Source organism: Novosphingobium olei (assembly GCF_037076535.1).
GTDB lineage: Bacteria > Pseudomonadota > Alphaproteobacteria > Sphingomonadales > Sphingomonadaceae > Novosphingobium > Novosphingobium olei.
The window spans coordinates 752,181-779,063 of sequence record NZ_AP029021.1 but is presented as its reverse complement, the minus strand read 5'-3'; the positions used below and the strand labels follow the sequence as shown (position 1 = coordinate 779,063).

Annotated in this window: 25 protein-coding genes and 1 tRNA gene; 15 read left to right on the top strand and 11 right to left on the bottom strand. The window is 66.7% G+C overall.

The window, feature by feature from the left end:
* Positions 1-21 precede the first annotated feature (21 nt).
* Positions 22-612: a J domain-containing protein gene (locus AACH40_RS03690; RefSeq protein ID WP_338644243.1), complete on the bottom strand. Its 591-nt coding sequence runs from the start codon at positions 610-612 to the stop codon at positions 22-24.
* A 39-nt stretch (positions 613-651) separates the two neighbouring features.
* Between AACH40_RS03690 and AACH40_RS03685 the strand changes: the two genes are divergently transcribed.
* Genes AACH40_RS03685 through AACH40_RS03660 form a run of 6 tightly spaced genes read left to right on the top strand, consistent with a single transcriptional unit; the run spans position 652 to position 5,284 of the window.
* A complete protein-coding gene (locus AACH40_RS03685; protein WP_338644242.1) occupies positions 652-924 on the top strand; it encodes a BolA family protein in 273 nt (90 codons plus the stop codon).
* The gene (locus AACH40_RS03680; RefSeq protein WP_338644241.1) at positions 917-1,372 is read left to right on the top strand and encodes an NUDIX hydrolase; all 456 of its coding nucleotides are present in this window, start codon (positions 917-919) and stop codon (positions 1,370-1,372) included. Before AACH40_RS03685 ends, AACH40_RS03680 begins: the two co-directional genes overlap by 8 nt.
* The gene (locus AACH40_RS03675) at positions 1,369-2,259 is read left to right on the top strand and encodes a pirin family protein (RefSeq protein WP_338644240.1); all 891 of its coding nucleotides are present in this window, start codon (positions 1,369-1,371) and stop codon (positions 2,257-2,259) included. The genes AACH40_RS03680 and AACH40_RS03675 overlap by 4 nt, the downstream gene beginning before the upstream one ends.
* A gap of 27 nt (positions 2,260-2,286) precedes the next feature.
* Positions 2,287-3,114 (top strand): SDR family NAD(P)-dependent oxidoreductase, encoded by an 828-nt coding sequence (locus AACH40_RS03670; RefSeq protein WP_338644239.1) that lies wholly within the window; start codon positions 2,287-2,289, stop codon positions 3,112-3,114.
* Positions 3,111-4,022 carry an alpha/beta hydrolase gene (locus AACH40_RS03665; protein ID WP_338644238.1) on the top strand — a complete coding sequence of 304 codons (912 nt, stop codon included), beginning with the start codon at positions 3,111-3,113 and terminating at the stop codon, positions 4,020-4,022. The genes AACH40_RS03670 and AACH40_RS03665 overlap by 4 nt, the downstream gene beginning before the upstream one ends.
* Positions 4,019-5,284, top strand: a complete 1,266-nt coding sequence (locus AACH40_RS03660) for a low temperature requirement protein A (RefSeq protein ID WP_338644237.1) — start codon at positions 4,019-4,021, stop codon at positions 5,282-5,284. The genes AACH40_RS03665 and AACH40_RS03660 overlap by 4 nt, the downstream gene beginning before the upstream one ends.
* Here the strand turns inward: AACH40_RS03660 and AACH40_RS03655 are convergent.
* Complete coding sequence (locus AACH40_RS03655) at positions 5,281-6,339, bottom strand: DUF2332 domain-containing protein (RefSeq protein ID WP_338644236.1); 1,059 nt, start codon at positions 6,337-6,339, stop codon at positions 5,281-5,283. The two genes, AACH40_RS03660 and AACH40_RS03655, sit on opposite strands and share 4 nt — an antisense overlap.
* 43 nt (positions 6,340-6,382) lie before the next feature.
* Here AACH40_RS03655 and hisG point away from each other — a divergent pair, with 43 nt between their 5' ends.
* Genes hisG through nusB form a run of 3 tightly spaced genes read left to right on the top strand, consistent with a single transcriptional unit; the run spans position 6,383 to position 8,795 of the window.
* Positions 6,383-7,057 (top strand): ATP phosphoribosyltransferase, encoded by a 675-nt coding sequence (gene hisG / locus AACH40_RS03650; RefSeq protein ID WP_338644235.1) that lies wholly within the window; start codon positions 6,383-6,385, stop codon positions 7,055-7,057.
* Positions 7,057-8,346, top strand: coding sequence for a histidinol dehydrogenase (gene hisD, locus AACH40_RS03645; protein WP_338644234.1), 1,290 nt, complete (start codon positions 7,057-7,059; stop codon positions 8,344-8,346). The genes hisG and hisD overlap by 1 nt, the downstream gene beginning before the upstream one ends.
* Positions 8,343-8,795, top strand: coding sequence for a transcription antitermination factor NusB (gene nusB, locus AACH40_RS03640; RefSeq protein WP_169492328.1), 453 nt, complete (start codon positions 8,343-8,345; stop codon positions 8,793-8,795). The genes hisD and nusB overlap by 4 nt, the downstream gene beginning before the upstream one ends.
* A gap of 190 nt (positions 8,796-8,985) precedes the next feature.
* Here the strand turns inward: nusB and AACH40_RS03635 are convergent, their stop codons facing one another.
* The 4 genes from AACH40_RS03635 to astD all read right to left on the bottom strand — a co-directional run bounded on the left by AACH40_RS03635 (position 8,986) and on the right by astD (position 13,696).
* The gene (locus tag AACH40_RS03635; protein WP_169492327.1) at positions 8,986-9,360 is read right to left on the bottom strand and encodes a VOC family protein; all 375 of its coding nucleotides are present in this window, start codon (positions 9,358-9,360) and stop codon (positions 8,986-8,988) included.
* An 89-nt stretch (positions 9,361-9,449) separates the two neighbouring features.
* Positions 9,450-10,928 carry a glycerol kinase GlpK gene (glpK, locus tag AACH40_RS03630; RefSeq protein WP_338644233.1) on the bottom strand — a complete coding sequence of 493 codons (1,479 nt, stop codon included), beginning with the start codon at positions 10,926-10,928 and terminating at the stop codon, positions 9,450-9,452.
* A gap of 58 nt (positions 10,929-10,986) precedes the next feature.
* Complete coding sequence (locus AACH40_RS03625; RefSeq protein WP_338644232.1) at positions 10,987-12,276, bottom strand: N-succinylarginine dihydrolase; 1,290 nt, start codon at positions 12,274-12,276, stop codon at positions 10,987-10,989.
* Between the two features lie 4 nt (positions 12,277-12,280).
* Complete coding sequence (gene astD / locus AACH40_RS03620; RefSeq protein ID WP_338644231.1) at positions 12,281-13,696, bottom strand: succinylglutamate-semialdehyde dehydrogenase; 1,416 nt, start codon at positions 13,694-13,696, stop codon at positions 12,281-12,283.
* A 93-nt stretch (positions 13,697-13,789) separates the two neighbouring features.
* On the opposite strand from astD, the gene AACH40_RS03615 reads away from it, so the two are divergent.
* The 5 genes from AACH40_RS03615 to AACH40_RS03595 all read left to right on the top strand — a co-directional run bounded on the left by AACH40_RS03615 (position 13,790) and on the right by AACH40_RS03595 (position 18,811).
* The gene (locus AACH40_RS03615; RefSeq protein ID WP_338644229.1) at positions 13,790-14,701 is read left to right on the top strand and encodes a LysR substrate-binding domain-containing protein; all 912 of its coding nucleotides are present in this window, start codon (positions 13,790-13,792) and stop codon (positions 14,699-14,701) included.
* A gap of 55 nt (positions 14,702-14,756) precedes the next feature.
* The gene (locus tag AACH40_RS03610; protein WP_206069403.1) at positions 14,757-15,167 is read left to right on the top strand and encodes a hypothetical protein; all 411 of its coding nucleotides are present in this window, start codon (positions 14,757-14,759) and stop codon (positions 15,165-15,167) included.
* 85 nt (positions 15,168-15,252) lie between these two features.
* Entirely contained in the window at positions 15,253-17,253 is a 2,001-nt protein-coding gene (locus tag AACH40_RS03605; RefSeq protein WP_338644227.1) for a TonB-dependent receptor family protein, read from the top strand.
* A 16-nt stretch (positions 17,254-17,269) separates the two neighbouring features.
* On the top strand, positions 17,270-18,685 hold the full coding sequence (locus AACH40_RS03600) for a PepSY domain-containing protein (protein ID WP_338644225.1): 1,416 nt from the start codon (positions 17,270-17,272) through the stop codon (positions 18,683-18,685).
* A 52-nt stretch (positions 18,686-18,737) separates the two neighbouring features.
* Positions 18,738-18,811: transfer RNA gene (locus AACH40_RS03595), tRNA-Gly, on the top strand.
* Positions 18,812-18,875: 64 nt separating this feature from the next.
* On the opposite strand, the gene AACH40_RS03590 is transcribed toward AACH40_RS03595, so the two are convergent.
* Positions 18,876-20,570 carry an FAD/NAD(P)-binding protein gene (locus AACH40_RS03590; RefSeq protein ID WP_338644223.1) on the bottom strand — a complete coding sequence of 565 codons (1,695 nt, stop codon included), beginning with the start codon at positions 20,568-20,570 and terminating at the stop codon, positions 18,876-18,878.
* Between the two features lie 154 nt (positions 20,571-20,724).
* Here AACH40_RS03590 and AACH40_RS03585 point away from each other — a divergent pair, with 154 nt between their 5' ends.
* Complete coding sequence (locus tag AACH40_RS03585; protein ID WP_338644222.1) at positions 20,725-21,204, top strand: hypothetical protein; 480 nt, start codon at positions 20,725-20,727, stop codon at positions 21,202-21,204.
* 71 nt (positions 21,205-21,275) lie between these two features.
* Here the strand turns inward: AACH40_RS03585 and AACH40_RS03580 are convergent, their stop codons facing one another.
* From AACH40_RS03580 to AACH40_RS03565, 4 genes are all read right to left on the bottom strand, one after another.
* On the bottom strand, positions 21,276-21,935 hold the full coding sequence (locus AACH40_RS03580; RefSeq protein ID WP_338644221.1) for a hypothetical protein: 660 nt from the start codon (positions 21,933-21,935) through the stop codon (positions 21,276-21,278).
* Between the two features lie 25 nt (positions 21,936-21,960).
* Entirely contained in the window at positions 21,961-22,962 is a 1,002-nt protein-coding gene (locus AACH40_RS03575) for a sterol desaturase family protein (protein ID WP_338644220.1), read from the bottom strand.
* 114 nt (positions 22,963-23,076) lie between these two features.
* A complete protein-coding gene (locus AACH40_RS03570; protein ID WP_338644219.1) occupies positions 23,077-24,003 on the bottom strand; it encodes an MBL fold metallo-hydrolase in 927 nt (308 codons plus the stop codon).
* A gap of 94 nt (positions 24,004-24,097) precedes the next feature.
* A complete protein-coding gene (locus AACH40_RS03565; RefSeq protein WP_338645913.1) occupies positions 24,098-26,473 on the bottom strand; it encodes a TonB-dependent receptor in 2,376 nt (791 codons plus the stop codon).
* Between the last annotated feature and the right edge of the window lie 410 nt (positions 26,474-26,883).

Sequence of the window (26,883 nt, the reverse complement as noted above, 5' to 3'; positions counted from 1 at the left end):
AGTTAAGTGGCGCAAGGCGGTTCAGGCGAAGGCAGTGGTCGAACGCAGATGATTGTAGGCTTCGACCACTTCCTGCAGCCGCCCTTCGTAGCTGCGGTCACCGCCGTTGCGATCGGGGTGATAGCGGCGCACCAGTTCCGAATAGCGGCTGCGCAGCGCCTTGCGATCGGCATCGAGATCGAGCCCCAGCACTTCGTACGAGCGCCGCTCGACCGGCGAGATGCCGCGCCGCGCCGCTTCCTGGCGGTGCATCGCATCGGCCCGGCGGGCCCGCGCGCGCTGCTGGATCGCTTCGAGCGGATCGGCAAAGTCGTTCCAGCGCGGCGCCTGGTCGATCCCGGCATCGGGGCGGAAGGCGCGGGTCTGGCTTTCCCAACCGGCGATGGGAGACTGCGCCGCGAGGATTTCCTCGGGCGTCATGCCGGCAAAGAAATCGTAGCCCGAATTGAACTGGCGCACGTGTTCGAGGCAGAACCAGCGGTAATCGCCGGGCCCGTCGAAGCCCGAGGGCCGTCCGCCGGGCGCGCGGAATTCCCCCGGCTCGTCGCAGCCGGGCGCGTTGCAGATACGCCCGGTGTGGTGGACGCGGCCATGGAACTTGTCTTGCTTCACCCGATTGCACATGGTGCCTCTTCATCTGGAAGGGAAGTCATGACCGGTCCGATCGCGCTGGAAATCGAACGAAAGCTGGAGGAGGCCTTTGCCCCCACCCGGCTGGACGTGATCAACGAAAGCGACCGCCACGCCGGCCATTCGGGGCACGACGGATCGGGCGAATCGCACTTCATCGTGGAGATCGAGAGCGCCGCCTTTGCGGGCATTTCGCGCCTTCAGCGCCAGCGCATGGTCAACGCCGCGCTGGGCGACATTCCCGGCCAGCGCGTCCACGCATTGGCCATCAGGGCCCGCGCGCCCGGTGAGTGACGACGCGTCCCAGCGGCGCATCCGGCGTGCCGCGCGCATCCTGTTAAGCGATGCACAGGGGTGCGTACTGCTGTTCCGATATAGCCCGCCGGGTCGGCGCGCGTTCTGGTGCGCGCCGGGTGGCGAGTGCGATCCGGGCGAGGACTTTCCTGCCGCCGCCCGGCGCGAGCTGCGCGAGGAAACGGGCCTCGACATCGACTGCGGGAGCGAGATCGCCGCGCGGGCCGACGACTTCGTGACGCTGGAAGGGGAACCCGTCCGATCGGACGAGCGCTTCTTTCGTGTGGAGATCGAAACGCATGACGTGGTCGACCATGGCCGCACCGAGCTGGAAGTGGCGATGGGCATGACCCACCGCTGGTTCACCCGCGACGAGATCGCAGGCTGGCCCGAACCGATCTTCCCTGAAAACCTCCTCGCCCTGCTAGACCTGAAGGTGCCGGCATGAACGACGTCCTGATCCAGACTCTGCGCCCGGTGACCCATAATCTGGGCGCGTTCGAAGTGCGCCGCGCCATCCCGACGCGCGAGCGCACGATGGTCGGCCCGTTTATCTTCGTGGACCAGTTCGGCCCTTCGCACCTGCCGCCCGGCAGCGCGATGGACGTGCGCCCTCACCCGCATATCAACCTGGCCACGGTGACCTGGCTGTTCGAAGGCGCGATCGACCACCGCGACAGCATCGGCAGCTATGCGACGATCCGCCCCGGACAGGTCAACCTGATGACCGCCGGGCGTGGCATCGTCCATTCCGAGCGCAGCCCAACGGCCGAACGGCTAACGACCCAGACACTGTATGGCATGCAGACATGGCTTGCCCTGCCCGACGGACGCGAGGAGATCGACCCCGCATTCGAATCCCGCGCCGATCTGCCGCTCATTGAGGATTCGTGCGTGCAGGCCCGCGTCATCATGGGCTCGCTGTGGGGCAAGACCGCGCCCACCACGCAATATGCCGAGACGATCTATGCCGAGATCGTGCTTGCGCCGGGTGGCGCGCTGCCGATCGACAGCGAGGCCGACGAACGCGCGGTGATGCTGGTGGGTGGCGAGGCCGAGATCGAGGGCATCCCGCTCGAACCCTATGCGCTGGTCGTGCTGGCGCCGGGCAAGGCGCTCAAGCTGACTTCGGCAAGCGGCGGGCGGGTGATGCTGCTGGGCGGCGAGGCTTTCGCAACGCCGCGCCACGTATGGTGGAACTTCGTCAGTTCGAGCCGCGAGCGCATCAACCAGGCCAAGCAGGACTGGGAACAAGGCCGGTTTCCGCAAGTGCCCGGCGACAGCGACGAGTTTATCCCGCTGCCGCGCATCGCCACCACGGTCAGCTACCCATAAGACACAGGACAGGACGGGAGAGAAATCATGACATTTGCGGGCGAAGTCGCCTGGGTGACCGGCGCATCGTCGGGCCTGGGCGTGGCGATGGCGAAGGAACTGGCAAAGGATGGCGCCAGGCTGGTCCTGTCTGGCCGCAACCGCGAGGCGCTGGATGCCGTGGCGAAGGACTGCGGCGCGGAAGCGTTGGTCCTGCCGTTCGAGGCGACGGACTATGCCGCGGCCGAAGCGGCGGCGGCGCAGGCGTGGGACTGGGCCACGGCGCGTTCGGGCGGGATCGACCTGCTGATCAACAACGCGGGCATTTCGCAGCGTTCGGTAGCGCTCGAAACCGCGTTTCCGGTCTACGAGCGGATCGTGGCGGTCGACCTGCTTGCCCCCATCGCGCTGACGCAGGCGGTGCTGCCCAAGATGGCGGCGCGCGGCAAGGGGCGGCTGGGCTTCGTTTCGAGCATCGCCGGCAAGGTCGGATCGCCGATGCGCACCGCCTATAGCGCCGCCAAGTTCGGGCTGATCGGCTATGCCGACGCGCTGCGCGTGGAAGTGACCGGGCTTGGCCTGTCGGTGCACACGATCTGCCCCGGATCGGTCCGCACCAACGTTTCGCGCAACGCGCTGACGGCCGACGGTTCGGCGCGCGGGGTGAGCGACCGGAACATCGAGAACGGGCTGGAGCCCGACGCCATCGCGCGCGAGATCATCGACGCGATTGCCGCCGGCGAGCGCGAAATCATCGCCGCGATCGGCTTCGAGAAGGAAATCGGCGAACTGCGCCGCACGCCTGAGCCGCTGATGGACCGCATGGCGCAACTGTTCGAGGCGGGTTACGCCGCGAAGATGAAGGAAGGGGCATGACCGGGATGCAGCAGAAGATGGTCATGCTGAAGAACGGCATCGAGCTTGCCGTGGTGGACGAAGGGCCGCGCGATGCGCCGGTGCTGATCTTCCTCCACGGCTTTCCGGAATCGCATCGCACCTGGCGCCACCAGATCCGCCATTTTTCGGACCGCTATCGCTGCATCGCGCCCGACCAGCGCGGCTATGGCCGGTCGGCCAAGCCTGATGGCGTCGAAAACTACACCGCCAACAACATGATCGGCGACGTGTTTCGCCTGGCCGATGCGCTGGGCGTGGCGGACTTTACCGTGGTGGGGCACGACTGGGGCGGCGCGATTGCCTGGGGCGTGGCGCTGACCGGGCAGAAGACCCGCGTGACCCGCGCGATCGTCGCCAATGCGCCGCATCCCGGTGTCTTTCCCAAGCTCGTCTGGACCGACAAGGCGCAGCGGCAGGCGAGCCAGTACTTCCGCGATTTCCGCGATTCCCTGAACGACGCGGCGCTCGACAAGGGCGGGCTGAAGCCGCTGCTCGGCCAGCAGACCACCCAATTGTTCAGCGACAAGATGGAGCCGGAGGAGCGCGCCGCGCTCGAGGCCGACTGGGCGGACCCGGCGACGGCGAAAGCCATGGTCAACTGGTATCGCGCCAGCCCCGTGTTCGTGCCGCCGATAGACGCGCCCTATGAACTGCCGGCGGACTACAAGCCGCTGAACGTGCCGGTGCTCGACATCCCCACGCTGGTGGTCTGGGCGATGGACGATCCCGCGCTTTCGCCCGCGAACGTCGATGGCCTTGCCGAAACGATCCCCGACCTGACCGTCGAGCGGGTGCACGATTGTGGGCACTTCGTGACTTGGGAGGCGGCCGACCGCTTCATCGCGGCGATGGAGGACTTCCTCGCCCGCACCGAAGCCAGGACATGAACGAACCGGCGCGCGACCGCTCGTCGCTGCTGCGCGGGCACGGCGGCGGCCATGCGCCGGTCAGCTACCTCGAACTGTTCTTCGACCTCGTCTACGTCTTCGCCATCACGCAAGTGTCGCATGTGCTGTTGAAGCACCTGTCGTGGACCGGGCTTGCCGAAAGCGCGCTGCTGTTCCTCGCGGTGTGGTGGGCGTGGATGTATACGACATGGGCGGCCAATTGGGCGGAACCCGAACGCGTGCCCGTGCGGGTGATGCTGTTGTTCGGCATGCTGGCGAGCCTGGTAATGGCCGTCGCCATGCCGCGCGCCTTTGCCCATGGCGATCAGGATCGCGGCCTGCTGTTCGTCAGCGCCTACCTGTCGCTGCAGGTGGGGCGCACGCTGTTCATGGCTTGGGCGCTGTGGCGCGAGGACCGGGGCGCGGCGATGACGATGGTCAGGATGGCCTGCTACTTCGGGCTTTCGGCAGCGTGCTGGATCGCAGGGGCGCTGGCGCACGAACCGCTGGGACGGATCGTGCTGTGGCTGGTGGCGCTGCTGGTCGAGTATTCAGGGCCGATCATGGGCTATCGCACGCCGTTGCTGGGCCGCTCGCAGCCGTCGGACTGGGTCATCTCGGGCAGCCACATGGCCGAGCGCTGCGCGCTGTTCATCATCATCGCGCTGGGCGAAGGGATCATCGTCACCGGCGCGAGCTTTGCCGATCTGAAGCCCGATGGCGCGCACATTGCCGCCTTCCTCGTCGCCTTTGCCGGCTCCGTCCTGATGTGGTGGATCTACTTCGACGTCGGCGCCGAACGCGGGGCCAGGCACATCGAGCATCACCAGGAACCGGGCCGCGTGGCGCGCAACGCCTATACCTACCTGCACATGCCGATCGTGGGCGGGGTGGTGGTGACCGCCGTGGCCGATGCGCTGATCCTGGAAGCGCCGGCAGGGCCCGCCACGCCGGGTCTGATCCTGACGCAGTGCGGCGGGCTGCTGCTGTTCCTGCTGGGCGTGGGGCTGTTCAAGCGCTTTGCCAGCCCGCTGGGCAACCTGCCGCTGAGCCACCTCGTAGGCGCGGGGCTGCTGCTGGCGCTTGGGGGGTGGAGCGCGTGGACGGCGGTGCCGGCAATCGGCTTCGTCGGCTGCACCGTGGGCGTGCTGGCGCTCGTCGCGCTGTGGGAATGGGGCTCGTTCCACGGCGGGTGGGAGGAGCGCCTGTCACGCATAGCGCCGCGCGTGGCGGCAAGGCTCAAGCCCAAACGTCTGCTCTAGGCGCCGAACCATTCCACCCACGCGCCGTGGGCGTGCGCGGTGCCGAGCAGGACCTCCTCCCCGCCGCCGGGCCAGCTGCGCACGCGCAGTTCGTGGCGGAAGGTCTCGCGGTTGGTTTCGAGCTTGACCCAGGCGAGGCGGCGTTGGGCGTCGGCTTTTGCGCCAGCCTGCGCCATCGCATCCTCGATCCGCGCGCGGGTTTCAGGTGGCAGGTATTGCCACACGATCGAATGGTAGAGCACGCGCGTGGTATCGTCGGCCTGTGGCGTGGCGAGGCGCTGGTCGACGAAATCGGCGGCGTCCATCTGCACCAGCTTGGGCGGCCGGGCCTGCGCCAGCGCGATGGCGGCGTCGATCCGGGCGATGCGTTCGGTCACCTCGGCCCAGACATAGGCCTTCAGCCGCAGCGCCTGTTCGGGATCGGCCAGGCTGACCGGCGCGCGGTCGCAGCCTTCGATGGCGACGATCTCGACCGGGGCCTGCGGCGGGGGCGGCCCTTTCCATTCGGGCCGGATCTGCATCGGCGAATCGGCGGGGCCGGCGGTGGTGCCGCCAAGGTCGAAGTGAAAGCGCTCCATCATCGTGTTGACGCCCGCGCTCGCGCCCAGCTCGTTCATCTCGAAACGGGGCCCGAGGCGCGGCGAGAGCCACAGAAGCGCCGCCATGATCGAGGCCGAACGCCCCGCTTCGTTGGTCTGCGGCGGTCCGTCGAGCCAGGGAAGGAGCGCGGCATCGTGATCGCGGGTGACGGCGTAGACCAGCGCGTCGACCTCCGCCTGATCGGTCACCTCCCCGCGATAGACGGCGCCAAGGCGCGCATCCGCGCCGGTGAGGCTGAGGAAATGGTGCCCGCCCGCCAGCCGCAGCGGCAGCGCATCTTCAAGCGGGCGGCCCGGCCAGTGCGCCAGCGCGCGGCCCACGGCGCTTGCCCCATCGAGCAGGGCGAGCTGTGCGCGTACCACGCGGCCGGTGCACGGCGCGCCGTTGTTGGCGGCGTGGTCGGCCTGCCAGCGGATCGCGTTGGCGACGTTCTCGATCTCCATGATCGGTTCCATGAGGTTGCCCTTTCCGGCCCTTTGCCATAGGGCGCGCATCGTCATGACCGCCGCCGCCCAGCTCGTATTCGCCCTGCCCAAGGGCCGCATCCTCGACGAGGCGCTGCCCCTGCTCGAACAGGCAGGCGTGGTGCCCGATGCAGACTTCTTCAACAAGGCCTCTCGCGCGCTCTCGTTCGCCACCAACCGGCCGGACGTGAAGATCATCCGCGTGCGCGCCTTCGACGTGGCCACATTCGTGGCCCATGGCGCGGCGCAGATCGGCATCGTCGGGTCCGACGTGATCGACGAGTTCGACTATGCCGACCTTTACGCGCCGGTCGACCTCGACATCGGGCATTGCCGCCTGTCGGTGGCAGAGCCGGTCAGCGCGATCGAAAGCGGCGCCAATGCGCGTGAAAGCCATGCCCGCGTCGCCACCAAGTATCCCAACCTTACCCGCCGCCACTTCGAAAAGCTGGGCGTTGCGGCAGAGGTGGTGAAGCTGAACGGCGCGATGGAACTGGCGCCTTCGCTGGGGCTTGCCAGCCGCATCGTCGACCTTGTCTCCACCGGCAAGACGCTGAAGGACAACGGCCTTGTCGAAACGAGCCGCATCCTGCCGGTTTCGGCGCGCCTGATCGTCAACCGCGCCGCCTTGAAGACCGACAGCGCACGCATCGGCGCGCTGGTCGATGCCTTCCGCGAGATGGTCGCCAAGCGCAAGGCGGCCGCGTGATGCTCAAGCTCAGGACCAGCGACGCCGGGTTCGACAAGGCCTTCGCCCGCCTCGTCAAGGATCGCCGCGAAAGCGACGAGAACGTGGCGCGCGATGTGCAGACGATCATCGACGACGTCCGCCTGCGCGGTGACGAGGCGCTGGCCGAATACACCGAGCGGTTCGACCAGCACCTGCCCGCAGACGACGACTGGCGCATTCCGGCCGAGGCCTGCCGCGAAGCCTTCGACGGCTTGAAGCCCGACCTGCGCGCCGCGCTCGAATTGGCCGCGCAGCGCATCCGCGCCTATCACGAAGCGCAGCTGCCCGAAGACCGCGACTATACCGATGCCGCCGGCATCCGCCTCGGCGCACGCTGGACCTCCGTGGATGGCGCAGGGCTCTACGTGCCGGGCGGGCGCGCCGCCTATCCCTCATCGCTGCTGATGAACGCCATTCCGGCCAAAGTTGCGGGGGTGGAACGGCTGGTGGTGGTAACGCCCACGCCCAAGGGGCTGGTCAACCCGCTGGTACTGGCCGCGGCGCACCTTGCCGGGGTGGACGAAGTGTGGCGCGTCGGCGGGGCGCAGGCGGTGGCCGCGCTCGCTTATGGCACCAAGCGCATCAAGCCGGTCGACGTGATTACCGGCCCCGGCAATGCCTGGGTGGCCGAAGCCAAACGCCAGCTGTTCGGCGTGGTTGGCATCGACATGGTGGCGGGCCCGTCCGAAATCCTGGTCATCGCCGATCGCAAGAATGATCCGCAGTGGATCGCCGCCGACCTGCTGAGCCAAGCCGAGCACGACCCTTCGGCGCAGGCGATCCTGATCACCGACGACGAAGGCTTCGCTGATCAGGTGGCCGACATGGTCGGTGTCGAAATCGCGCTGCTACCTACGGCCAAGGTCGCCAAGGCGAGTTGGGACGCGCACGGCACGATCATCGTGGTGAACAGCCTGGACGAAGCGCCGGCGCTCGCCAACGCGCTGGCGGCAGAACACGTCGAGATCGCTACCGACAGCCCTGAGCGCCTGTTCGACAAGATCCGCCATGCGGGCTCCGTCTTCCTTGGGCGGATGACGCCCGAAGCCATCGGCGATTACGTCGCCGGCCCCAACCATGTCCTGCCCACCGGCCGCCGCGCGCGGTTCTCTTCGGGCCTTTCGGTTCTGGATTTCATGAAACGCACCAGCTTCATCGCCGTCAGCGATGCTTCCATCTCCGCCGTCGGCCCTGCCGCGGTCGAACTCGCCGAGGCCGAGGGCCTTGCCGCGCACGCCCGCTCGATCGCGCTGAGGCTCGGCCAGTGAGCAGCGGAAAGGACCAGACGCGCGCCCGCAGCGCCGCCCGCCTCGCCGCCGTTCAGGCGCTCTACCAGCTCGAGATGGAAAGCCCTGAGCTACACCTGCTGCTCGACGAATTCCACATGCACCGCCTCGGCGCAGAGATCGAGGATGTCGAATATGCCGCAGCCGACGTCGCCTTCTTCGACGACGTGGTGAAGGGTGTTGCCGCCCGCCGCGACGAGATCGACGCCCTGCTCGGCGCCAAGCTCGCCTCGGGCTGGTCGGTCGCGCGGCTCGACCGCACGATGCTGCAGATCCTGCGCGCAGGGGCCTGGGAGCTGATGGCGCGCAAGGACGTGACCGTGGGCACCGTGATCAACGAATACCTCGACGTGGCGCACGCCTTCTTCGACGCGCGCGAGGCGAAGTTCGCCAATGGCGTGCTGGACGCGGTGGCCAAGTCGGTCCGCTGATCGCCCCACCTTTGGGGACAGAAAAAAGGGCGCGCCGGAAGTCCGGTCGCGCCCCTTTTCTTTGCTTATCTTGCCCTGACCCTCCCCGTTTGCCTCGAGCGAAGTCGAGAGGCGCTGCGCACCCGTGTCTCGACTACGCTCGACACGAACGGCTTGGGGCCGGGTCAGTCCACGCTGCTCCGTGAGACGCTTACGAACCGATCACGTGCAGCGCGCAGAGCTTGTTGCCATCCGGATCGCGCAGGTAGGCGAGGTAGAACGGGCTGCCGGCGCGCGGTCCCGGCGGATCTTCGCAAGCGACGCCACCATTGGCGACGCCCGCAGCGTGCCAGGCATCGGCCTGTTCCGGGGTCATCGCGAAGCCGATCGTACCGCCGTTGGCGCCGGTGGCCGGCTGGCCGTTGATCGGCGGCGTCACGAGGAACATCGAACCGTTGTGCTGATAGATCAGGCGGCCCTTTTCGTCCGTGATCGCGGGCTTGCCGCCGAACGCAGCGAAGGTTGCGTCATAGAACTTCTTCGAGGCGGCAATGTCATTGCTGCCGACCATCACGTGACTGAACATCGAGGATTCCTCTCCCTGTTGAGCAAGGTGGAAAGGGGTGTGCCGCCCGCCCGGCAAGCGGTCAAGCCTCGGTTGCGCAATGCAACGTATCAGCCCTGTGAAAGCGTGCGGCGCACCGCGTCACGCCACAAGGCGGCCAGCCCGGCGCGACGTTCCAACGGCATGGCCGGCGTGAAGCGTGCGGCGCTTTCCCACGTGCGCGAAAGATCGTCGAGCCCCGACCAGACGCCGGTGGCGAGGCCGGCATGGAACGCCGCGCCTAGAGCCGTGGTTTCGAGATTGGTCGGCTTTTCCACCGCGACGCCCAGCATGTCCGCAAGGAACTGGCACAGCCAGTCGTTGGCCGCCATGCCGCCGTCGATGCGCAGCGCGGCGGCGAGCGCGCCGCTGTCGCGCACCATCGCTTCGACCAGGTCCATCGTCTGGAATGCGACCGATTCCAGCGCCGCGCGTGCCAGATGTGCGGCCGTTGCGCCGAGCGTCAGGCCGAAGATCGCACCCTTGGCGTCCGGGTCCCAGTATGGCGCGCCAAGCCCGGCGAAGGCCGGGACCATGACCACGCCGTGGCTGTCGTCGACTTGCGTCGCCAGGCCATGCGTCTCGCTTGCGTGGGCGATCACGCCCAAGCCATCGCGCAGCCATTTGACCGCGGCGCCCGCCACGAAGATCGACCCTTCAAGCGCGTAGGTCATCTGCCCGTCGAGGCGATAGGCGGGCGTCGTCAGCAACCGATTGGCCGAGCGCGGCGCTTCACCGCCGGTGTTCATCAGCATGAAGCAGCCGGTGCCATACGTGCTCTTCGCCATGCCGGACGCGAAGCAGGCCTGCCCGAACAGCGCCGCCTGCTGATCCCCCGCCATCCCGGCGATGGGCAGGCTGGCGCCGAACAGCGCGGGGTCGGTCGTGCCGAACAGGCCGGAATTGTCCCGCACCTGCGGCAGGATCGCGCTTGGCACGCGCAGCAGGCGGCACAGGTCTTCGTCCCAGCACTGGCGGCGGATGTCGTAGAGCAGCGTGCGCCCGGCATTGGTCACGTCGGTGGCGTGCACCTTGCCGCCGGTCAGCCGCCACAGCAGGAAGCTGTCGATCGTACCGAAGGCCAGCTCGCCGCGTTCCGCTCGTTCGCGCGCGCCGGGCACGTGGTCGAGCATCCACGCCGCCTTGGTCGCGCTGAAGTAGGGATCGAGCAGCAGCCCGGTGCGCTCGGTGACCATCGCCTCGGCCCCGTCGGCCTTCAGCGCGGCGCAGGTTTCGGCGGTGCGGCGGTCCTGCCAGACGATGGCGCGATGGATCGGCGCACCGCTCGCGCGGTCCCATATCACCACCGTTTCGCGCTGGTTGGCGATGCCGATGGCGGCGACTTGCGATGGCGGCACGCCGTCCAGCACCTCGCGCGCGACGGCAAGGCAATCGCGCCAGATGTCTTCGGCATCGTGCTCTACCCACCCGGCTTGCGGATAGTGCTGGGCGAATTCGCGCTGCGCCACGCGGACCGAGCGGGCGTCCTCGTCGAACAGGATCGCGCGGGTGGAGGTCGTCCCCTGATCGATCGCCAGAACGTGCCGCAAGTGTCCTCTCCGCCTTGTTATCGGCGCAGATGACACCGGCGGCGCGCAAGGCGCAAGGTCACAGTTCTCCGGAAGCGAAGCCCAGCGTATCGAGCAGCGCGGCGCGCGCGGTGCGGCATTGCCGCCAGAGCGCCGGATCGCCGAGGTCTTCCGGAGCAATCCGTTCGGGCCAGTGCGCCTCGATCACCTGGGCCATGCGGTCGGCCTTGGCGGTATCGAGCAGGAAGCGCGGATCGATCGCGGCAAGAGCCTCGTCGCTCACCGCCACGCGCAGTCGCAGGCAGGCGGGGCCACCGCCGTTGCGCATCGATTCGCGCACTTCGACAACTTCCAGCCGCCGGATCGGCCCATTGCCGGCGACGATTTCCTGCAGCCAGTCCCACACTTCCGGCACTTCGCGCACTTCGCCGGGCAGGACCAGCGCCATGCCGCCTTCGGGCAGGGAGATCAGCTGCGAGTTGAACAGGTACGAGCGGATCGCGGCGTCGAGGCTGATCCGCGCGGCGGGCGCCTCGACGATCTGCACCGAGGGCAGCCGTTCGCGGATCGCGGCATAAGTGCCATCGCGGTCTTCGAAGGCGAGTTCGTGGGTGAAAAGCACGGTTTCGTTGGCGACGGCGACGACGTCGTTGTGGAACGCGCCGGCGGCGATCGCGGCGTCGCTCTGGCAGACGAGCAGCGTGCCCGCTTCAGACAGCCCGTGGCGCCGCGCCACCGCTGCGCTCGCCGCCTTGTGCTGGCGCGCGGGGAATTCGGCGCGGCCCTGCTCGCCATAGACCAGCACTTCGAGGCCGGGTTCGCCGTGAGCGGTGGCAAGGCGCATGAAGTTCGCCGCGCCTTCGTCGCCGAGGCCCCCGGGCAGAGCATCGTGCACCGCGAAGTGGCGCGTGTCGGCAAAGGCGAGCTTCAGTTGCCGCAGCGTCTGCGGCGCCTCGATCGAGCGGTGGAGCATGGTCGACAGGTTGGCGACCGAGATGTGGCAACGCCCGTCGGCGCAATCGGGCGCGGGGCTGACCGTGCCGGCATTGGCAGTCCACATCGCGCTGGCCGACATGGCATTGCGCAGCAGCGCGGGATCCGCCTTCCACGCCGCTTCGCAGACTTCATCGTCGCTTCCGGCAAAGCCGAGGGTGCGCAACCAGTCGGCATCGGGCCGCGCGTGGGGCAGCAGGAAGCCCTGGCTGAGCCCCATCTCCATCACCCGGCGCATCTTGGCGAGGCCCTGCAGCGCGGCGGCGCGGGGGGAGGAAACCCCGCCCGCGTTGCGCGCCGAGGCCAGGTTGCCGAGCGAGAGGCCGGCGTAGTTGTGGCTGGGGCCGATCAGTCCATCGAAGTTGACCTCGCGCATCGTATCAGCCCTTCAGCCCGTGGAGGTCGGCGGTGAGATCGGCGAGCGCCGGGCTTTCGAACGAGGCGACCGGATAGGCGCAGTAGTCCGCCGCGTAATAGGCGCTCGGGCGGTGGTTGCCCGATGCGCCGAGGCCGCCGAACGGCATCGCCCCGCTTGCGCCCGTGGTCGGGCGGTTCCAGTTGACCACGCCGGCGCGGCTGCGGGCGCGGAAGTCCTCCCACTTCGCGCCATCTTCCGAAATCAGCCCGCCCGACAGGCCGAACGCGGTGGCATTGGCGAGTGCGATCGCCTCGTCCCAATCGGCGGCGCGGCGAACCTGCAGCACGGGGGCGAAGATCTCGGCATCGGGCACATCGAGCCCGGTCACATCGATCATCGCCGGGGTGACGAAGGCGGCGGAGCGGCCGGGAACGGCGGCGAGCGGGCGGATCACCTTGGCCCCGCCGGCCACCAGCGCATCGTAGGCGCGGTGCGCAGTGTCGGCGGCGCGGGCCGAGATCAGCGAGCCGAGCGTCGGCTGCGGGTCTTCGTCCCACGCGCCGATGGTCATGCGGTCGGAAAGCGCGGCCACCGCCTGAACCATGGCGTCGCCCGCCGCGCCTGTCGGCACGATCAGGCGGCGCGCGCAGGAACAGCGCTGGCCGGTGGTGGCGAAGGCCGAGGCCGCGACGATCGAGGCGACGGTCTCGGGCGCGCCGTCCCACGCGATCAGCGGGTTGTTGCCGCCAAGCTCGAGCGCGAGGATCACGTGCGGCCGGTCGACCAGCGCGCGGCGCAGGAACGCGCCGGTGGTGGCGCTACCGGTGAACAGCAGCCCGTCGATATCGGCATCGACCAGCGCCGCGCCGGTTTCGCGCGCACCCTGCACCACCTGCAGCACGTCTGCCGGCAGGCCTGCATCATGCCACAGCGCGACCATCGCCTCGCCCACCAGCGGGGTTTCCTCGCTCGGCTTGAACACCACGGTGTTGCCGGCGAGCAGGGCGGGAACGATGTGGCCGTTGGGCAGGTGGCCGGGGAAGTTGTAGGGCCCGAGCACGGCCATCACGCCATGCGGCTTGTGGCGCAGCATGGCGCTGCCGAAGGGCGCGGGATCGGTGCGGGTGCCGGCGCGCTCGGCCTGGGCGCGGATCGAGAGTTCCACCTTGCCGACCATCGAGCCGACTTCCTGGCGCGTTTCCCACAGCGGCTTGCCGGTTTCCTGCGCGATCGTGCGGGCGAGCGGCTCGGCCTGATCCTTCAGCCGCGCGGCATAGGCGCGGGCGAGCGCGACGCGCTCCTCCAGCGGCGTGCGCGACCAGCCCGGCAACGCGGCGCGCGCGCGGACGACGGCGGCGGCGACTGCACCGGCATCGGCCGCTTCGCCTTCCCAGAGCACGGCGCCGCTGGCGGGACATGTGGAAGTGAGCTTGGTCATGTAAAACGCCTCGAAATCGGAATTGGCACCATGTTACACGCGCTACTCATGCTGGATAAGCGGATTATACGGCGCTATAAATGACTGATGGTCATGAAGGATGATGATCCCCGCTTGCTGCCGCCGCTATCGATGCTGCGCTGTTTCGAGGCCGCTGCGCGCGAAGGCACGTTCAGCCGGGCGGCCGATCAGCTTGGATTGACGCAAAGCGGAGTCAGCCGCCAGATCGCGCATCTGGAGGATTGGCTCGGCACGCCCCTGTTCGAGCGGCACGGCCGCCGCGTGGCGCTCAACCGCACGGGGCAGGCCTACCTTGGCGAGGTGTCTGCCGCGCTTGGCCTGATCCGTGCCGGAACGCGGCGACTGATCGCGCCGGACGACAAAGGCGTCACGCTCGCCACCCTGCCCGGCTTCGGCATGCGCTGGCTCGCACCACGGCTGCCCGCGCTTTCGGCGATCCATCCAGACCTGATGGTCAGCATGATCGCGCGGACCGACCTGTTCGACTTCGCGGCCGAGGACTTCGATGCCGCGATCCACGTCGGCCCGCCCGACTGGCCCGCAGGCGCCAGCGGCGAGCCGCTGGTCCACGAACGCCTGTTTGCCGAAGTCATGGTGCCGGTCATCGCTCCGACGCTGGCCGAACGGCTTGCCATCGCCACCCCGCGCGACTTGCTGGAAGCACCGCTGCTGGCGCTTTCGGCCCAGCCCGATGCCTGGGCCCGCTGGTTCGCCGCCGACGGGCTTGAGCTTGCCGCAGGCCCGCCGCGCCAACGCTTCTCGCAATTCCTGATGCTGGCACAGGCAGCCGTCGCAGGGGCAGGCGCCGCGCTGCTGCCGCGCTTCCTGGTGGAAGGCGAGCTTGCCGCAGGCCTGCTTACCGTGCCGTTCGACCGCCCGCTGGAAGGCACGCGGAGCTACTTCCTTGTCTACCCGCGGCGAAAGGCGCGCGACGGCGACTTTGCCCGCTTCCGCGCCTGGCTCCACGAAGAAGCGCTTAAGTAGAAGATTCATGCTTGCGCTGATGACAAGCGCAGCAGCGAGGCGTAACGGCGCGGCCATGCGGGGGCTTCGGGCAATCCTTTTGCGCAATCGCACGCTGGCCATGGCGCTGGTCGCGCTTGCGCTTGCCATGCGCGCGCTGATCCCCGCGGGCTTCATGCCCGGCAAGACCGCGACGTCGAGCTTTACCGTGCTGGTCTGCGCCGATGCGACCGGCCTGCACAGTCCCATGACGATCACGGTCGCCAAGCACGGCGCGCCCGCGCAGGCCCCCGAGCAGGCCAAGGCGAACGAGCACTGCGCCTTTGCCGGCCTTGGCATGGCGGCTCTTTCGGGCGCCGATCCCGCGCTGCTGGCTGCCGCGATCGCTTTTCTTGTCGCGCTTGGGTTCGGACCGGTCGCGCTTCCGGCACTGCGCCGCGCCCCCCGGATCCTGCCCCCGCCCTGCGGCCCACCTGCCCTGTCCTGAGCCGCACTTGCGGCTGAACTGACGTGACGGCGCGCGCGGATGGCGCGGCGCCAGACAATCCGCATTTCAGGACTGGCTGTTTTTCATGAAGATTTCCCGTACCACGCTCGCGCTGGCGAGCCTGCTGCCGCTTGCGGCCGCCCCAGTTGCCGCCCCCCTTGCCCACGCCCAGCAAGCGCCCGACGACGGCGATGCAGCCCCTGCGATCATCGTGGTGGGCCAGGGCCAGGCGACCATCGCCGAAGAGCAGATCGCCAAGACCCCCGGCGGTGTCGACGTGGTTCCTTACGAGGACTACGCCGATCGCACCGTGGTTTCGCTGCGCGACACGCTGGCCTTTTCGCCCGGCGTCTACACCCAGCCGCGTTTCGGGCAGGAAGTGCGCATCTCGATCCGGGGGTCGGGCCTTTCGCGCAGCTTTCACATGCGCGGGCTGACGCTGCTGCAGGACGGCGTGCCGATCAACCTGTCCGACGACAACGGCGATTTCCAGGAACTGGAGCCGATCTTCCTCGACCATCTCGAAGTCTATCGCGGCGGCAATGCGCTGCGCTTTGGATCAGGCACGCTGGGCGGCGCAATCAATGGCGTGACGCCGAGCGGGGACAGTGCGCGCGGAGTCTTCGCCCGCATCGACGGGGGATCGTACAACATGATCCGTGGCCTACTGTCGGGCGGCTTCGGCGATGATCGCGCCAATGCCTGGGCCGGCATTTCGGTCGACAGTCACGATGGCGACCGCACGCATGCCAAGCGCCATTCGGTGCGCTTCAACGGCAATGTCGGGCTGAAGCTGGCGGACGCCATCACGACGCGCTTCTATGCCAGCGTCAACGACATCCACCAGCAGCTTCCCGGCGCGCTCAATGGGAGTGACGCACTGAACGATCCTGCCAAGGGCAATACGGCGGGCGACCAGCAGCGCGACATCACCAGCCTTCGCCTGCAGAACCGGACGACCATTGACCTTGGCGCGGGCACGCTGACGTTCGGGGGGTTCTACAACAACAAGCAGCTGTTCCACCCGATCTACGTGGTGATCGATCAGAAGAGCGAGGACAAGGGCACCTTCGCGCGGGCCGAATGGACCGGCGGCATCCTCTCCGCCACGCTGGGCGGCGAGATCCGCTGGGGCACGACCGACGCGAAGCAGTTCGTCAACGTGAACGGGCATCGCGGGGCGCAAATCTTCCAGGCGACGCAGCGGGCGCGCACGGCCAACCTCTATGGCGAGCTGCGCGTCACGCCCGTGGCTGGGCTTTCGCTGATCGGCGGCGGCATCTGGGCCGACGGCTGGCGCGAACAGGACCGCACGATGCCCAGCACGGTCAACGCGCGCGCCTCTTTCCAGGCGTTCAGCCCGAAGATCGGCGTGCTGTGGCAGCCGGCCGAGGGGATCGACGTCTACGCCAACACCAACCGCTCGGTCGAATTCCCAACGTTCGTCGAACTGGCGCAGACGGTCAACTTCGTGCCCGTGCAGCCCCAGAAGGCGTGGACCGTCGAAGTGGGCACGCGCGGCAAGCGTGGGCCGCTGTCGTGGGACGTCACTTACTATCGCGCCACGCTGAAGGGCGAAATGCTGCAGTACACGGTGACCACCGACATTCCTGCAAGCACGTTCAACGCAAACCGCACACTGCACGAAGGGATCGAGGCCGGGCTTTCGTGGCAGCCGGTCGACTGGCTGCGCCTGCGGCAGGTGTGGCAGTGGTCCAACTTCCGCTTCCGGGACGATGCGCAATTCGGTGACAACCGCCTGCCGGTGGTGCCGCGCCATGTCCTGCGCAGCGAAGTGCGCTTCGGCGGCGATGCGCTCCACATTGCGCCCAATCTCGAATGGGTGCCGCAAGGGGCCTATGCCGACTATGCCAACACCACCCGGACGCCGGGCTACGCGCTGGTCGGCCTGAGCGCCGCGGCGACCTTGCGCAACGGGCTCGACGTGTTTGCCGACGTGCGCAACATCACCGGCAAGAAGGCGATCGGCGACGTGGCCGCCGTCATCAGCGCGAACGCCGCGTCGGTGATCTATTACCCGGTCGAGCGGCGGGCGATCTATGCCGGCTTGCGCGCGCGGTTCTGAACGGGAGGCTCCGGTCATGACCGCACCCGCGCAGCAACGCGCCGCCCTCTATCGCACGATCTGGCGCTGGCATTTCTATGCCGGCCTGTTCGTGATCCCGTTGATCGTGGTGCTGGCCTGCACGGGCGCGGTTTACCTGTTCAAGCCGCAGATCGATGCGTGGGAGGAGCGCGCCTTCACCGGTATGCCCGACCGCGGCAGCGTCTCGCCCGAAACCCAGATCGACGCCGCGCTTTCGGCCTTTCGGGGTTCGACCGTGCACTATTACCGCCTGCCCGCACGCGAAGGCGATGCCGCACTGGTCCACCTGGCACTGCCGCACAACATCGGCATGCGCGATGTGTTCGTCTCGCCGCAGGGGCTCGTCATGGGCTCGCTCGGCAGCGAGACGCGCATCGCGCAGATCGCGCATGACGTGCACGGCCAGCTGCTGCTTGGCCGGCGCGGCAGCTGGCTGGTAGAACTTGCCGCAAGCTGGGCGATCGTGCTGATCGTCAGCGGCCTGTACCTGTGGTGGCCGCGTGGGCGGGGCCTTGCCGGCGTGGTCTGGCCGCGCCTGTCGGCGGGTGGACGGACTGCCCTGCGCGATCTGCACGCAGTGACCGGGTTCTGGGTATCGGGCTTGGCGCTAGTCCTGCTGCTGACCGGGCTGCCCTGGGCCGATGTCTGGGGCTCCGCCTTCCGCGCTGTGCGGGTGGAAATGGGCTGGGTAAAGGGGCAGCAGGCCTGGACCGTGGGTGGCAAGGCGCCGCCTCCCGTGGCGGGCGACGACCATGCCGGGCACGATCACGCCGCGATGCTCGCCGCCGCAAACGCAGGGGCGAGCGCGGGATCGATGGCGATGCCGATGCCTCATGCCCATCACGGCGGGCCGCAGGGTCCGACGCTGAGCGAGGTTGTTGCCGAAGCCAAGGCGCAGCACCTGCCCTTCCCCGTCGTCGTGGTACCGCCGGGCGCGCCACAGGCCTTCGGCGCACCCCCGCGCGAAGACTGGACGGTACGGTCGGACACACAGGACCGGCCCCGCGCGGTGACGCTGCGGATCGATGCGCGCACGGGCAAGGTGACGGCGCGTGAAGCCTTCGCCGACAAGCATCCGATCGACCGCGCGGTGGGATACGGTGTCGCCTGGCACGAAGGCGCGCTGTTCGGTCTTGCGAACCAGCTGATCGGCCTTGCCACCGCGATGATGCTGGTGACGCTGGCGGTCAGCGGCTTCGTGATGTGGCGCAAGAGAAGGAACGATGGCGAGCTGGGCGCTCCGCCGCTGCCAACCGTGCCTGCACGGATCGGCGGCGTGGTGGCGATCCTGGCGGCGCTGGCGCTGTTGCTGCCGATGCTGGCGATCTCGCTTGTCGCCATGGCGATCGTCGAACGGCTGGTGCTGCGGCGGATCCCGCCGCTGGCGCGATGGCTGGGGATCAGGGCCTGATTGCGCTGTTGCCAAGCCGCAGAGCTTGTGGCAATCGCGCGCCCTGCCCGGCGCGGGTGTAGCTCAATGGTAGAGCAGCAGCTTCCCAAGCTGAATACGAGGGTTCGATTCCCTTCACCCGCTCCATTTTCCTGTCCATCGACGTTCGCATCTGTCTGGATGGTGGGTCGATGCTGGCACCCTTGCCCCCTCAACCGGCTAAAGGCAGGACCTCCCCAGTCGGGAGAATGACAGACGGTTTGTCGAGCAGGTCGATCAGCTGTTCGGCCGTCGAATAGGCCCCGTTTTCAAAAGGGGAGGTGGCGCTGATGGCTTCGCTGACCGCCTGCGCCATCGCGGCACATTCGACGAGGCCCTGAACGAACGGCCGGTTGCGCAAGAGGAATGGCAGCGCACAGAGATGCACGTTCCGCAAAGCGGGGTCTTGCTCGCTTGCGGTAAGGTCCGGGGCCGGGTTGATCCCGTCGCGCCAATCCTGGCTTTCCTCGAGCGCGCTGGCACAGAGCTGAAGCCGCAAGGTGGGAAAGGGAAAGAGGGTCAGCGCCGCTGCCTGCGGCCCGCGCGCGTCGATCAGCTCATCCAAACGCGCTGACCAGGCCGGCGACTGCACACGCCAGGCGCTGCGCTCAGGGCGGATATCGTAGTCACTCCCGAGAGCGACCACATCGACCACGCCGGCGTCGTGAAGCGCAAGCATGCGCTCGATCGAAAGATGGGGCACGGCCGCATAGTTGTCTGTGAACACACGCTTCAAGCCGCGGTGCAGGCGCGAAAGGTCGTGCGGTGTCAGCAGTGTGATGACTGTGGCGAAGATTTCGTGAGCCTTGAGGATGACGATTCGCCACGCAGGCGTGTCCTTGTTCTCGCTCCACGACCTTACGTCTTCCAAATTCTTCCGGGCATGGGCCCAGGCATCACTGGACTGACGCTTGGCGAAATAGCGCTCGGCAAAATCATCAGCCGTGGCTTCTTCAAGCCCGATCCTTGCAGACCATTGCGGCGCATCGCGCATAAGGACCGCAGCAAACTGAGCAAACAGCCGGTCGAGATCGCCGTCCTCACCGGTGAGACAAGCGCTCGCAGTTTCCGGCGTGAAGCCTTCCAGTTCGGGTAGCGGGTGCGGGAACCAGAAGTCGGCTTCCGGCAATAGCCCGCTACGGCTCATCAGCACTGCTTCCCACGGTTGGTCGGGGATGTAGCGCAGCAGACCGGCTTCCTGCTCGAAGCGGCCTCTTGCCATCGCAATCGCGACAACCGCGTCGATTCCGGAAAGCGACGATCCCAGGACGCCGAAGCGTTTCGACGCCCCATTGTTGGCCGCTATCGATGCCGATTTTCCAGTGCTGCGCTCGGCATCGTTGCCTTCGGTGCCGATTGCGCCATATCCCGAAGCCACGATGACCCGATCGAACTGATCTACCGCCGTCACACCGTCTGACCCGCGCCATTCCACGCGGCAGGCGCCGGGCATGGCAATCACATCAAGCACTTCGGCACCGGTGTGGACCACAACCGAAGTCGCTTCGCTGGCGGCCAGCCGGGCGAACTGATCCGCAAGCCACGCCCCCAGCACCGCACGCGGAAAGAAAGAACGATCGTCGCCGGCGCGATCGGCGATCCCCCACTGTTGGAGCAATTGCCTTGGCTGGCGCACAGCCCATTCGTTCAGTGTTTCGAGGAGGGGCGGTATCTCGAACCCGGCGATGTTGGACAGCGCGTGGATGTCGTTGAGATCCGGGGAATAGGCCAGCCCCGGGCCCGGACAGGCGCTGGATTCGAACACCGTCACTTCTGCCGCCGCCCGTTTGGCGATCAGGGCATTGAGGCAGTACGTGCCGGTTGCGCCGGCGCCAATGATGGCAATGCGTTCAGTGGGTTTAGCCAAGTCTGGCACAAGAAGATTGTCCGATCGTCCGATTTGCCGCGCGGGTAAAGCCGCCGGGTCGTGATCGGTGGAACACACGGCAAAGTGGCGGGTTCCATGCCCACCTCGCCCATCCTTGGTCTGACCGAAGCCTCGCCCCCCTGAAAGGAATGCCGTGAAACTCTATCTCGTGGAAATCGGGGGGATGCGCGACGGCAATCTGTTTGAAAGTCACGAGGTGCACCCGATGGTGGCATTCGATGATGCGGAACTCATCCGCGCCTGCGCGGCACGGTTCAGCACGGCTATGAAGGCCGCGCATCTGGATGGCTGGATCGAATTCGAACTCGAAGATCCCGATGCGCAGAACACCGATCCAACGGCCGCGTTCTATGTGGCCGAGCTTGGCCGCAATTCATCGGATTCGATGCGTGAACAGCATGATTACCGCTTTCTTGAAGCGAAAAGCTGGAACGACGCCGTGCAGACAGTACGACAGGGTGCACCGGGCTGGCACGTCGATGCCTGTGTCAATGTCGACGAGTTGGCGCGGGAGCGTGGATACGCCTTGAAGCGCGGTGCGTCGGGTGAGGCACCAAGGCCCCGCGCGCAGTCGCGATACGTTCGCTTCATGGAAGCGCGTGTTTCAGCCTGAGTTCCGCCCGCTACGCGTTCTTTATCTGTCAGCCCTACCGTCATTCTCTGGACGGCACGAATTCACGTGCGTCAGCCTTGTTCGAGCAGGCGGCGGAAACGGCGGCGGACGAGCATCGGTTCGAGCACGCGCCCGACGATGTAGAGCACGGCGAAGATCCCGGCGAAGACATAGCCAGGCGTCGGCGACAGCTTGCGCTCCTTCTTGGCGTCCTTCTTCTTGTCGTCGTCCTTGGGCTTTTCGGGCGCCGGTGCGCCGAGCGCCTTGTCGAGCGGGTTCTGGTAAAGCACCGACTCCTTCTTCTCATCCTTCTTGTCCGCCTTGGCATCGGCCGATGCGGCCAGGTGATCGCCGATGAAGACGGCCGTCTGCGCAAAGGCAAGGAACAGCAGCGGAGCAAAGAAGCAGGCGAGCAGGGACTTGCTGACCAGCCGCCAGGTGAGCACCGCCCCTTCCCCGCCTTCGACCACGGCGAGGCTACCGCTGTCGAAGGTGGCAAGCGGGTCCTGCGCCCCGGGATCCTTCTTGTCGTAGGCCAGGCCGCGCTGATCGCGGGTGACCGTGGTACCATATTCCTGGAACAGGGGATCAAGACGGGCGAGCGCCGCTTCGGGCGCAAGCGCCGGATCGAGCGGCAGGCTGCCGCGCACGGTCCAGATCCGTTCGACAAGGCGGCGAAGGTTCAAGGGGCGCGGTCCGGCAGCTTCGGTCCAGAGGGCGGCAGCGGTCATGCCATCACTTTCAGTTCGTGCGCGATCATTCGGCCGGCACCGCGTGAGGATCGGCGGACACTGCAGCGGCGCGCCCCATCCGTTCCTTCAGCGTCTTCCAGCCTTCGGTGAAGGGATAGGTCATCTGTTCGCGGATAGACATGCGACGGCCGCCTTCCATGCCGAGCAGTTCGGCTTCGCCATCCAGGCAGGTGCCGAAGATGCGGTCGATGACGATGAACGAATTCGCATAGTTGCTGCGGGTGGCTTCGAAGTCGCGCGAATGGTGCAGGCTGTGGTGCTCCGTCGTGTTGAACAGAAAGCGCCACCAGGCGGGCGTGTTGAAGCGCACGTTGATGTGCTGGTAGGTGCCGATGGCCATGCCGATGGCGCCGGCAAGCAGCGCGGCGCGCGGAAGGAAATCGAACATCCCACCGATGCCGAGCCCGATCAGGAAGAGTTCCAGCGGGTTCCCGACCGCGCCCTTGTTGATGTTCAGCTGGGTGATGTAGTGGTGGACCGAGTGGGGCAGCCACAGCGGGTACCAGTTGTGCATCCCGCGGTGCATCCAGTACTGGCCGAAATCGAAGATGAAAACGATGATGAAGGCCTGGAGCAGCAGCGGCCAGTGGGTGAACCACGCAAGCTTGTCCCAGTTGAAGCTGTTTCGCGCCGCTTCGATCAGCGCATCGCTGCTGATGAAGAAATCGACCAGGCCGAGCGCGGTGTAGCCGAGCCCGACGTAGAACAGGTCGGTGGCCAGTTCCTTCCAGGTCAGGTTCCAGCTTTCGTGGCGCGGGGCGATCTGTTCCAAGACAAGCAGGAAGACCCGGAAGCCGATGCCGATGCCGATGGCGACCGAAGCCTTGGCGATCGAATTGGGCGCATAATACCAGAACGCGATCAGGCCGAACAGCACGGCAGGCTGGAACCACGAGAAGAACAGCCGCTTGAAGAAGCCGCCTTCGACTTTCGGCACGTTTTCCCAACCGATGGTGACCGGTGACTGGGTGCCCACGACACGCTTGCCAACGCGAATTCCGTCCATCTCACGAGTCCCTGATATTTGCGGATTTCGTCCGTGATTTGAGGGTCCTGCAAGCACCCCCATCTCGCCAGAGGGCAAAGTCTGATGGAAGGCATAGAGGTGATCTATGAGCTTTCATTCTGCTCTGGGCGGTACGGTGACGATGATGAAATGATCGTGGACCTGGCGGATATCGGCCGCGTCAAGCGGGGCCTTGAGACCTGCGCGCAGCTGCCGGATCTGCGCTGCAGGCAGTTCGAGCCGGTGTTCGTCCGGATGAGTCGGCGCTTCGTGGCCGTAGTCCTTCCCCGGCGTCTTCGTCATTTCGATATGCGCGCCGAGCGCGGCGCGGATCGGGTGGGTTGCGGCAAAGCTGGCCAGTCGATCGACGCTCGCGCGATCATCGGCGAGGAAGTTGACCGGCACGTAGAGCCGGCCGGGGTAGAGCGTATCGCCCGAGAGCAGCACTTTCAGGCGCGGATCATAGACCATGATCGCCGCCGCCTGATGGCCGGGCGTGGGAATGATCGACAGCCTGCGGCCGCCCAGATCGAAGGGCACGATGTCGTTCGGCCAGCTGCGCACGCCGAAGAAGGTAGCGACGTCGGCCGGCTTGAGGCCGACGACGGTGGTGTCGGGTCGTGCGCGGAAAGCGGCATCGCCGGCGGTGTGATCGTCATGGCTGTGGCTGTGCGCCACGACGAGGTGCGGCGCCCTGCCGCCGTGGCGGGTCGCCCAGTCCGCGATCAGCCGATCGACGGTGGGGCGAATGTGCCCGTCGGGAGCCCCGGTATCGACCAGCAAAGCCCTTTCCCGGCCGAACAGCAGATAGAGGAACGGCGCTTCGAAATTGGTGCGGACCGACTGGCGCAGGACGAAGGTATCGCCGTCGAGCGCCTGGACCTGCACCGCCGGCTCATCGCCGCTGGCGCCATCGATCCAGCGTTCGTGGAACAGCGATGGAGTGGCGGGGGCGGCTTGCGCGGGATGTGCAAGCAGGCAGGCGAGCGCAGCGAGGGGGCCCGCATGCTGCAGGGCACGCGCGCAAACGGCGGTCATCATGACGGGGGAGCCTTTTGGCAGGGTGCGACGCGAAAGAGCGCGGTGGTGGAGGTGACACCGACGTTGCCGGCGGCGCCACCTCAGGGGAAAAAGGTCAGTACTTGAGGCGGAATTCGAGGCCGACCGTGCGTGGATCGATCACCGACTTGCGATAGTAGCGCAGCAGGACACCGTCGTTGAGGCCAACGCGCGAGAGGTCGTTCGAGACCGCCGACACGGCGTACTTGTCGAAGATGTTGTTGGCGAAGAGCGTCACGCTGTAGCGATCGGCTTCGTACCCGAACGAGGCGCGATGGAGCACGTAGCCCGGCAGCTTTTCGCCATAGGCGCGATCCCAGCCGAGACGGGTGACAACCGAGCCGCGGTAGGTCGCCGTCCAGTCGGCGATGACTTTCCCCTCGCCCACCGGGATCGTGTAGGTGGCGCCCAGGCTGCCGCTGTTCTTGGCAGACCCCGGCAGCTGATCGCCCTTGAGCGCATCGAGCTGGATCGGCGAGCTCGGATACGTTCCCGCCGGATCGTTGACCGCGATGATTGCGGGCACATCCTGCGTCAGGCGAGCATTGGTGTACGAATAGGTGCCCTGGATCGAGAGCCGATCGGTGGGACGCAGCTGGAATGAAGCTTCGACACCTTCGGACTTCGCCTTGCCGCCGTTGACGGTGATCCCGACGATGCCGTTGACGGTGGCCGAGGCGACCTGGATGCCGTCCCACTTGATCGAATAGACGTTGACGTTGAAGGTCAGCTTGCGATCGAACAGCTGGGTGCGGATGCCGATTTCGGCGTTCTTGGTCGAGTCAGGCCCGTACTGCTGTTCGTTGGGCAGGGCGCAGACGTTCTGGACGTTCGGGTTGAGCGGCAGGATGCACGGCGCGACCGCGTTCGGGCCACCGATGCGATAGCCCTTGCTGTAAGTCGCATAGAGCATGATGTCGGGCGTGAAGTTGTAGGAGGTGTTGAACTTCCAGACCGAGCCCTGCTTCTTCGTCGTGCCACCGGCAGCCGTCAGATCATAGGGGCTGACAGGATCACCCAGGATCGGCACCACCGCGCGGCCAGCGATCTTCGAAGTATATTCGAACCAGCGGCCACCGGCGGTTACCTGCCACTGCGGGGTGATCTTGAACGTGCCTTCGCCGAACACCGCCTTTTCGGTGACGCGCGAGCGGTTGAACGATGCGTATTCGACTTCGTTCGGATTGGTCGCGAGATCGATCCAGGGGTGGCCGGGCAGGTGCTCGACGTAATCGCGGTGATTTCGCTGGTTGTTGTAGAACCCTCCGATTACCCAGCTGAACGGGCCACCGTGGGTCGAAACGAAGCGGACTTCCTGGTTGAACTGCTTGCGGCGATCGTCACTTTCATTCCAGCTCGAGAAGGCTGGGAAGCTTTCGTAGCCGTAGTCGAGATCGAGCAGCAGGTCCGTGTTGTCGCCCCGGCGACGGTTGCGCACGTTGGTATAAGCGGTCGTAGCGACAAGCTGGGCGATGTTGCCGAGGTTGGCGGTGATTTCCATCGCCATGAGGTGGGCCTGGCGATCCACCGGTTCGACATAGCGCGCGGCACTTTCGTACTTGCTGGTTCCGAGCACGCCGTTGCTGTTTGACTGGCCGCCTTCGGTCTTGGTCTTCTGGTAGGCGTAGGTGAAATCAACCTGCAGGTCTTCGTTCAGCTTGAAAAGCAGCTGGTTGCGCGTGGTGAAGGTGCGCTCGAAGTTGAGATCGTCCTTGCGATAAAGGTTCGCGGCGTAGCTTGCGGGCGAGACCAAAGTGGGACCATCGGGCTGGGGCAGCGAGACGCCCGGCTTCTGCAGCAGCAGCGGGTAATCGATGAAGCCGGGATCGTAGTAATAGCCGGTCGCGCTGCGGAACGCGATGTGGTCCTTGACGATCGGGATGTTGATCATCCCGTCGAGCTGGTAGCCGGTGTTGCCCGAATGCGACTTGGCATAGACGCGGCCGTGGGTCTCGGCCTCGATCTTGTCGGTGTTGGGCCGGTTGGGAATGTTGCGGATCGCGCCGGCCAGCGTGCCCAGGCCATAGAGCGTGCCCTGCGGCCCGAGCAGCGTTTCTACGCGGGCGATGTCGAGCAGCTTAAAGTCATAGTAAAGCGGCACTTCGCCGAGATACATGCCTAGGGCGCTGTCATAGCTGTTTCCGGTGGCCGAACTGTCGGATGCATTGAGGCCGCGCAGCACGATCGTGCCGGTGCTGCCAGCGCCGGTGTCCGCGATCGTCATCCCGGGCGTGAAATCGGCGATGTCGCGCACGTCGTTGATGCGCTGGCGTTCGAGCTGTTCGGCGCCGACTGCGGTGATGTTGATCGGAACGTCCTGCAGCGACGTCGCGCGCCGGGTGGCGGTGACGACGATCTCGTTGCTGGCGCCGTCGGCGGCGCCCGATGCGCCGGTCTGGGCCTGCGGGGCTTCCTGTGCGAACGCGGCCGTGGTGCCGAGGCCCATGAGCATGGTCGCTCCGAGCAGCGTGTTGCGAAACAATGTCTTAGTCACTCCGACCCCCTAGCTTTAATGCCTGTGGTGTGGTGACATCACTCTCCCGTCGACGCTCTGGCTGCGTGGCCGGCGCCTTTCATTTCCGCGACCCGCTGACTGGAGCCCGGTTGTCCTTGTGCATTCGAGGGGGGGCGGAGGAGGAGGAAGCGGCTTGCTGGCCGTTACGCCGCGTCCGCCCGCCGCGCCGCAAGGGCGCAGAGTCCAGATTGGCAGCATGGCAGGCCGGCTTGCGGATCGCTGGTCCCCTTCGCTGACGCCGGTTGCCCGACGCCGTTTCCACCCTTTCGTTCCATCGCTCGTATTGGCGATGCTCAATAGGGTATGGATATTACCTAATGCGTCAAGCGTAATAATTCCGCAGTTGC

Coding starts and splice junctions, on each gene's coding strand:
- AACH40_RS03660 (WP_338644237.1), top strand. CDS start 4,019: ATGAACGAACCGGCGCGCGACCGCTCGTCGCTGCTGCGCGGGCACGGC.
- AACH40_RS03605 (WP_338644227.1), top strand. CDS start 15,253: ATGAAGATTTCCCGTACCACGCTCGCGCTGGCGAGCCTGCTGCCGCTT.
- AACH40_RS03635 (WP_169492327.1), bottom strand. CDS start 9,360: ATGTTCAGTCACGTGATGGTCGGCAGCAATGACATTGCCGCCTCGAAG.
- AACH40_RS03600 (WP_338644225.1), top strand. CDS start 17,270: ATGACCGCACCCGCGCAGCAACGCGCCGCCCTCTATCGCACGATCTGG.
- AACH40_RS03565 (WP_338645913.1), bottom strand. CDS start 26,473: ATGCTCATGGGCCTCGGCACCACGGCCGCGTTCGCACAGGAAGCCCCG.
- AACH40_RS03570 (WP_338644219.1), bottom strand. CDS start 24,003: ATGATGACCGCCGTTTGCGCGCGTGCCCTGCAGCATGCGGGCCCCCTC.
- AACH40_RS03665 (WP_338644238.1), top strand. CDS start 3,111: ATGACCGGGATGCAGCAGAAGATGGTCATGCTGAAGAACGGCATCGAG.
- AACH40_RS03580 (WP_338644221.1), bottom strand. CDS start 21,935: ATGACCGCTGCCGCCCTCTGGACCGAAGCTGCCGGACCGCGCCCCTTG.
- AACH40_RS03615 (WP_338644229.1), top strand. CDS start 13,790: ATGAAGGATGATGATCCCCGCTTGCTGCCGCCGCTATCGATGCTGCGC.
- AACH40_RS03670 (WP_338644239.1), top strand. CDS start 2,287: ATGACATTTGCGGGCGAAGTCGCCTGGGTGACCGGCGCATCGTCGGGC.
- AACH40_RS03655 (WP_338644236.1), bottom strand. CDS start 6,339: ATGGAACCGATCATGGAGATCGAGAACGTCGCCAACGCGATCCGCTGG.
- AACH40_RS03610 (WP_206069403.1), top strand. CDS start 14,757: ATGCGGGGGCTTCGGGCAATCCTTTTGCGCAATCGCACGCTGGCCATG.
- AACH40_RS03675 (WP_338644240.1), top strand. CDS start 1,369: ATGAACGACGTCCTGATCCAGACTCTGCGCCCGGTGACCCATAATCTG.
- hisD (WP_338644234.1), top strand. CDS start 7,057: ATGCTCAAGCTCAGGACCAGCGACGCCGGGTTCGACAAGGCCTTCGCC.
- AACH40_RS03685 (WP_338644242.1), top strand. CDS start 652: ATGACCGGTCCGATCGCGCTGGAAATCGAACGAAAGCTGGAGGAGGCC.
- AACH40_RS03575 (WP_338644220.1), bottom strand. CDS start 22,962: ATGGACGGAATTCGCGTTGGCAAGCGTGTCGTGGGCACCCAGTCACCG.
- astD (WP_338644231.1), bottom strand. CDS start 13,696: ATGACCAAGCTCACTTCCACATGTCCCGCCAGCGGCGCCGTGCTCTGG.
- AACH40_RS03625 (WP_338644232.1), bottom strand. CDS start 12,276: ATGCGCGAGGTCAACTTCGATGGACTGATCGGCCCCAGCCACAACTAC.
- hisG (WP_338644235.1), top strand. CDS start 6,383: ATGACCGCCGCCGCCCAGCTCGTATTCGCCCTGCCCAAGGGCCGCATC.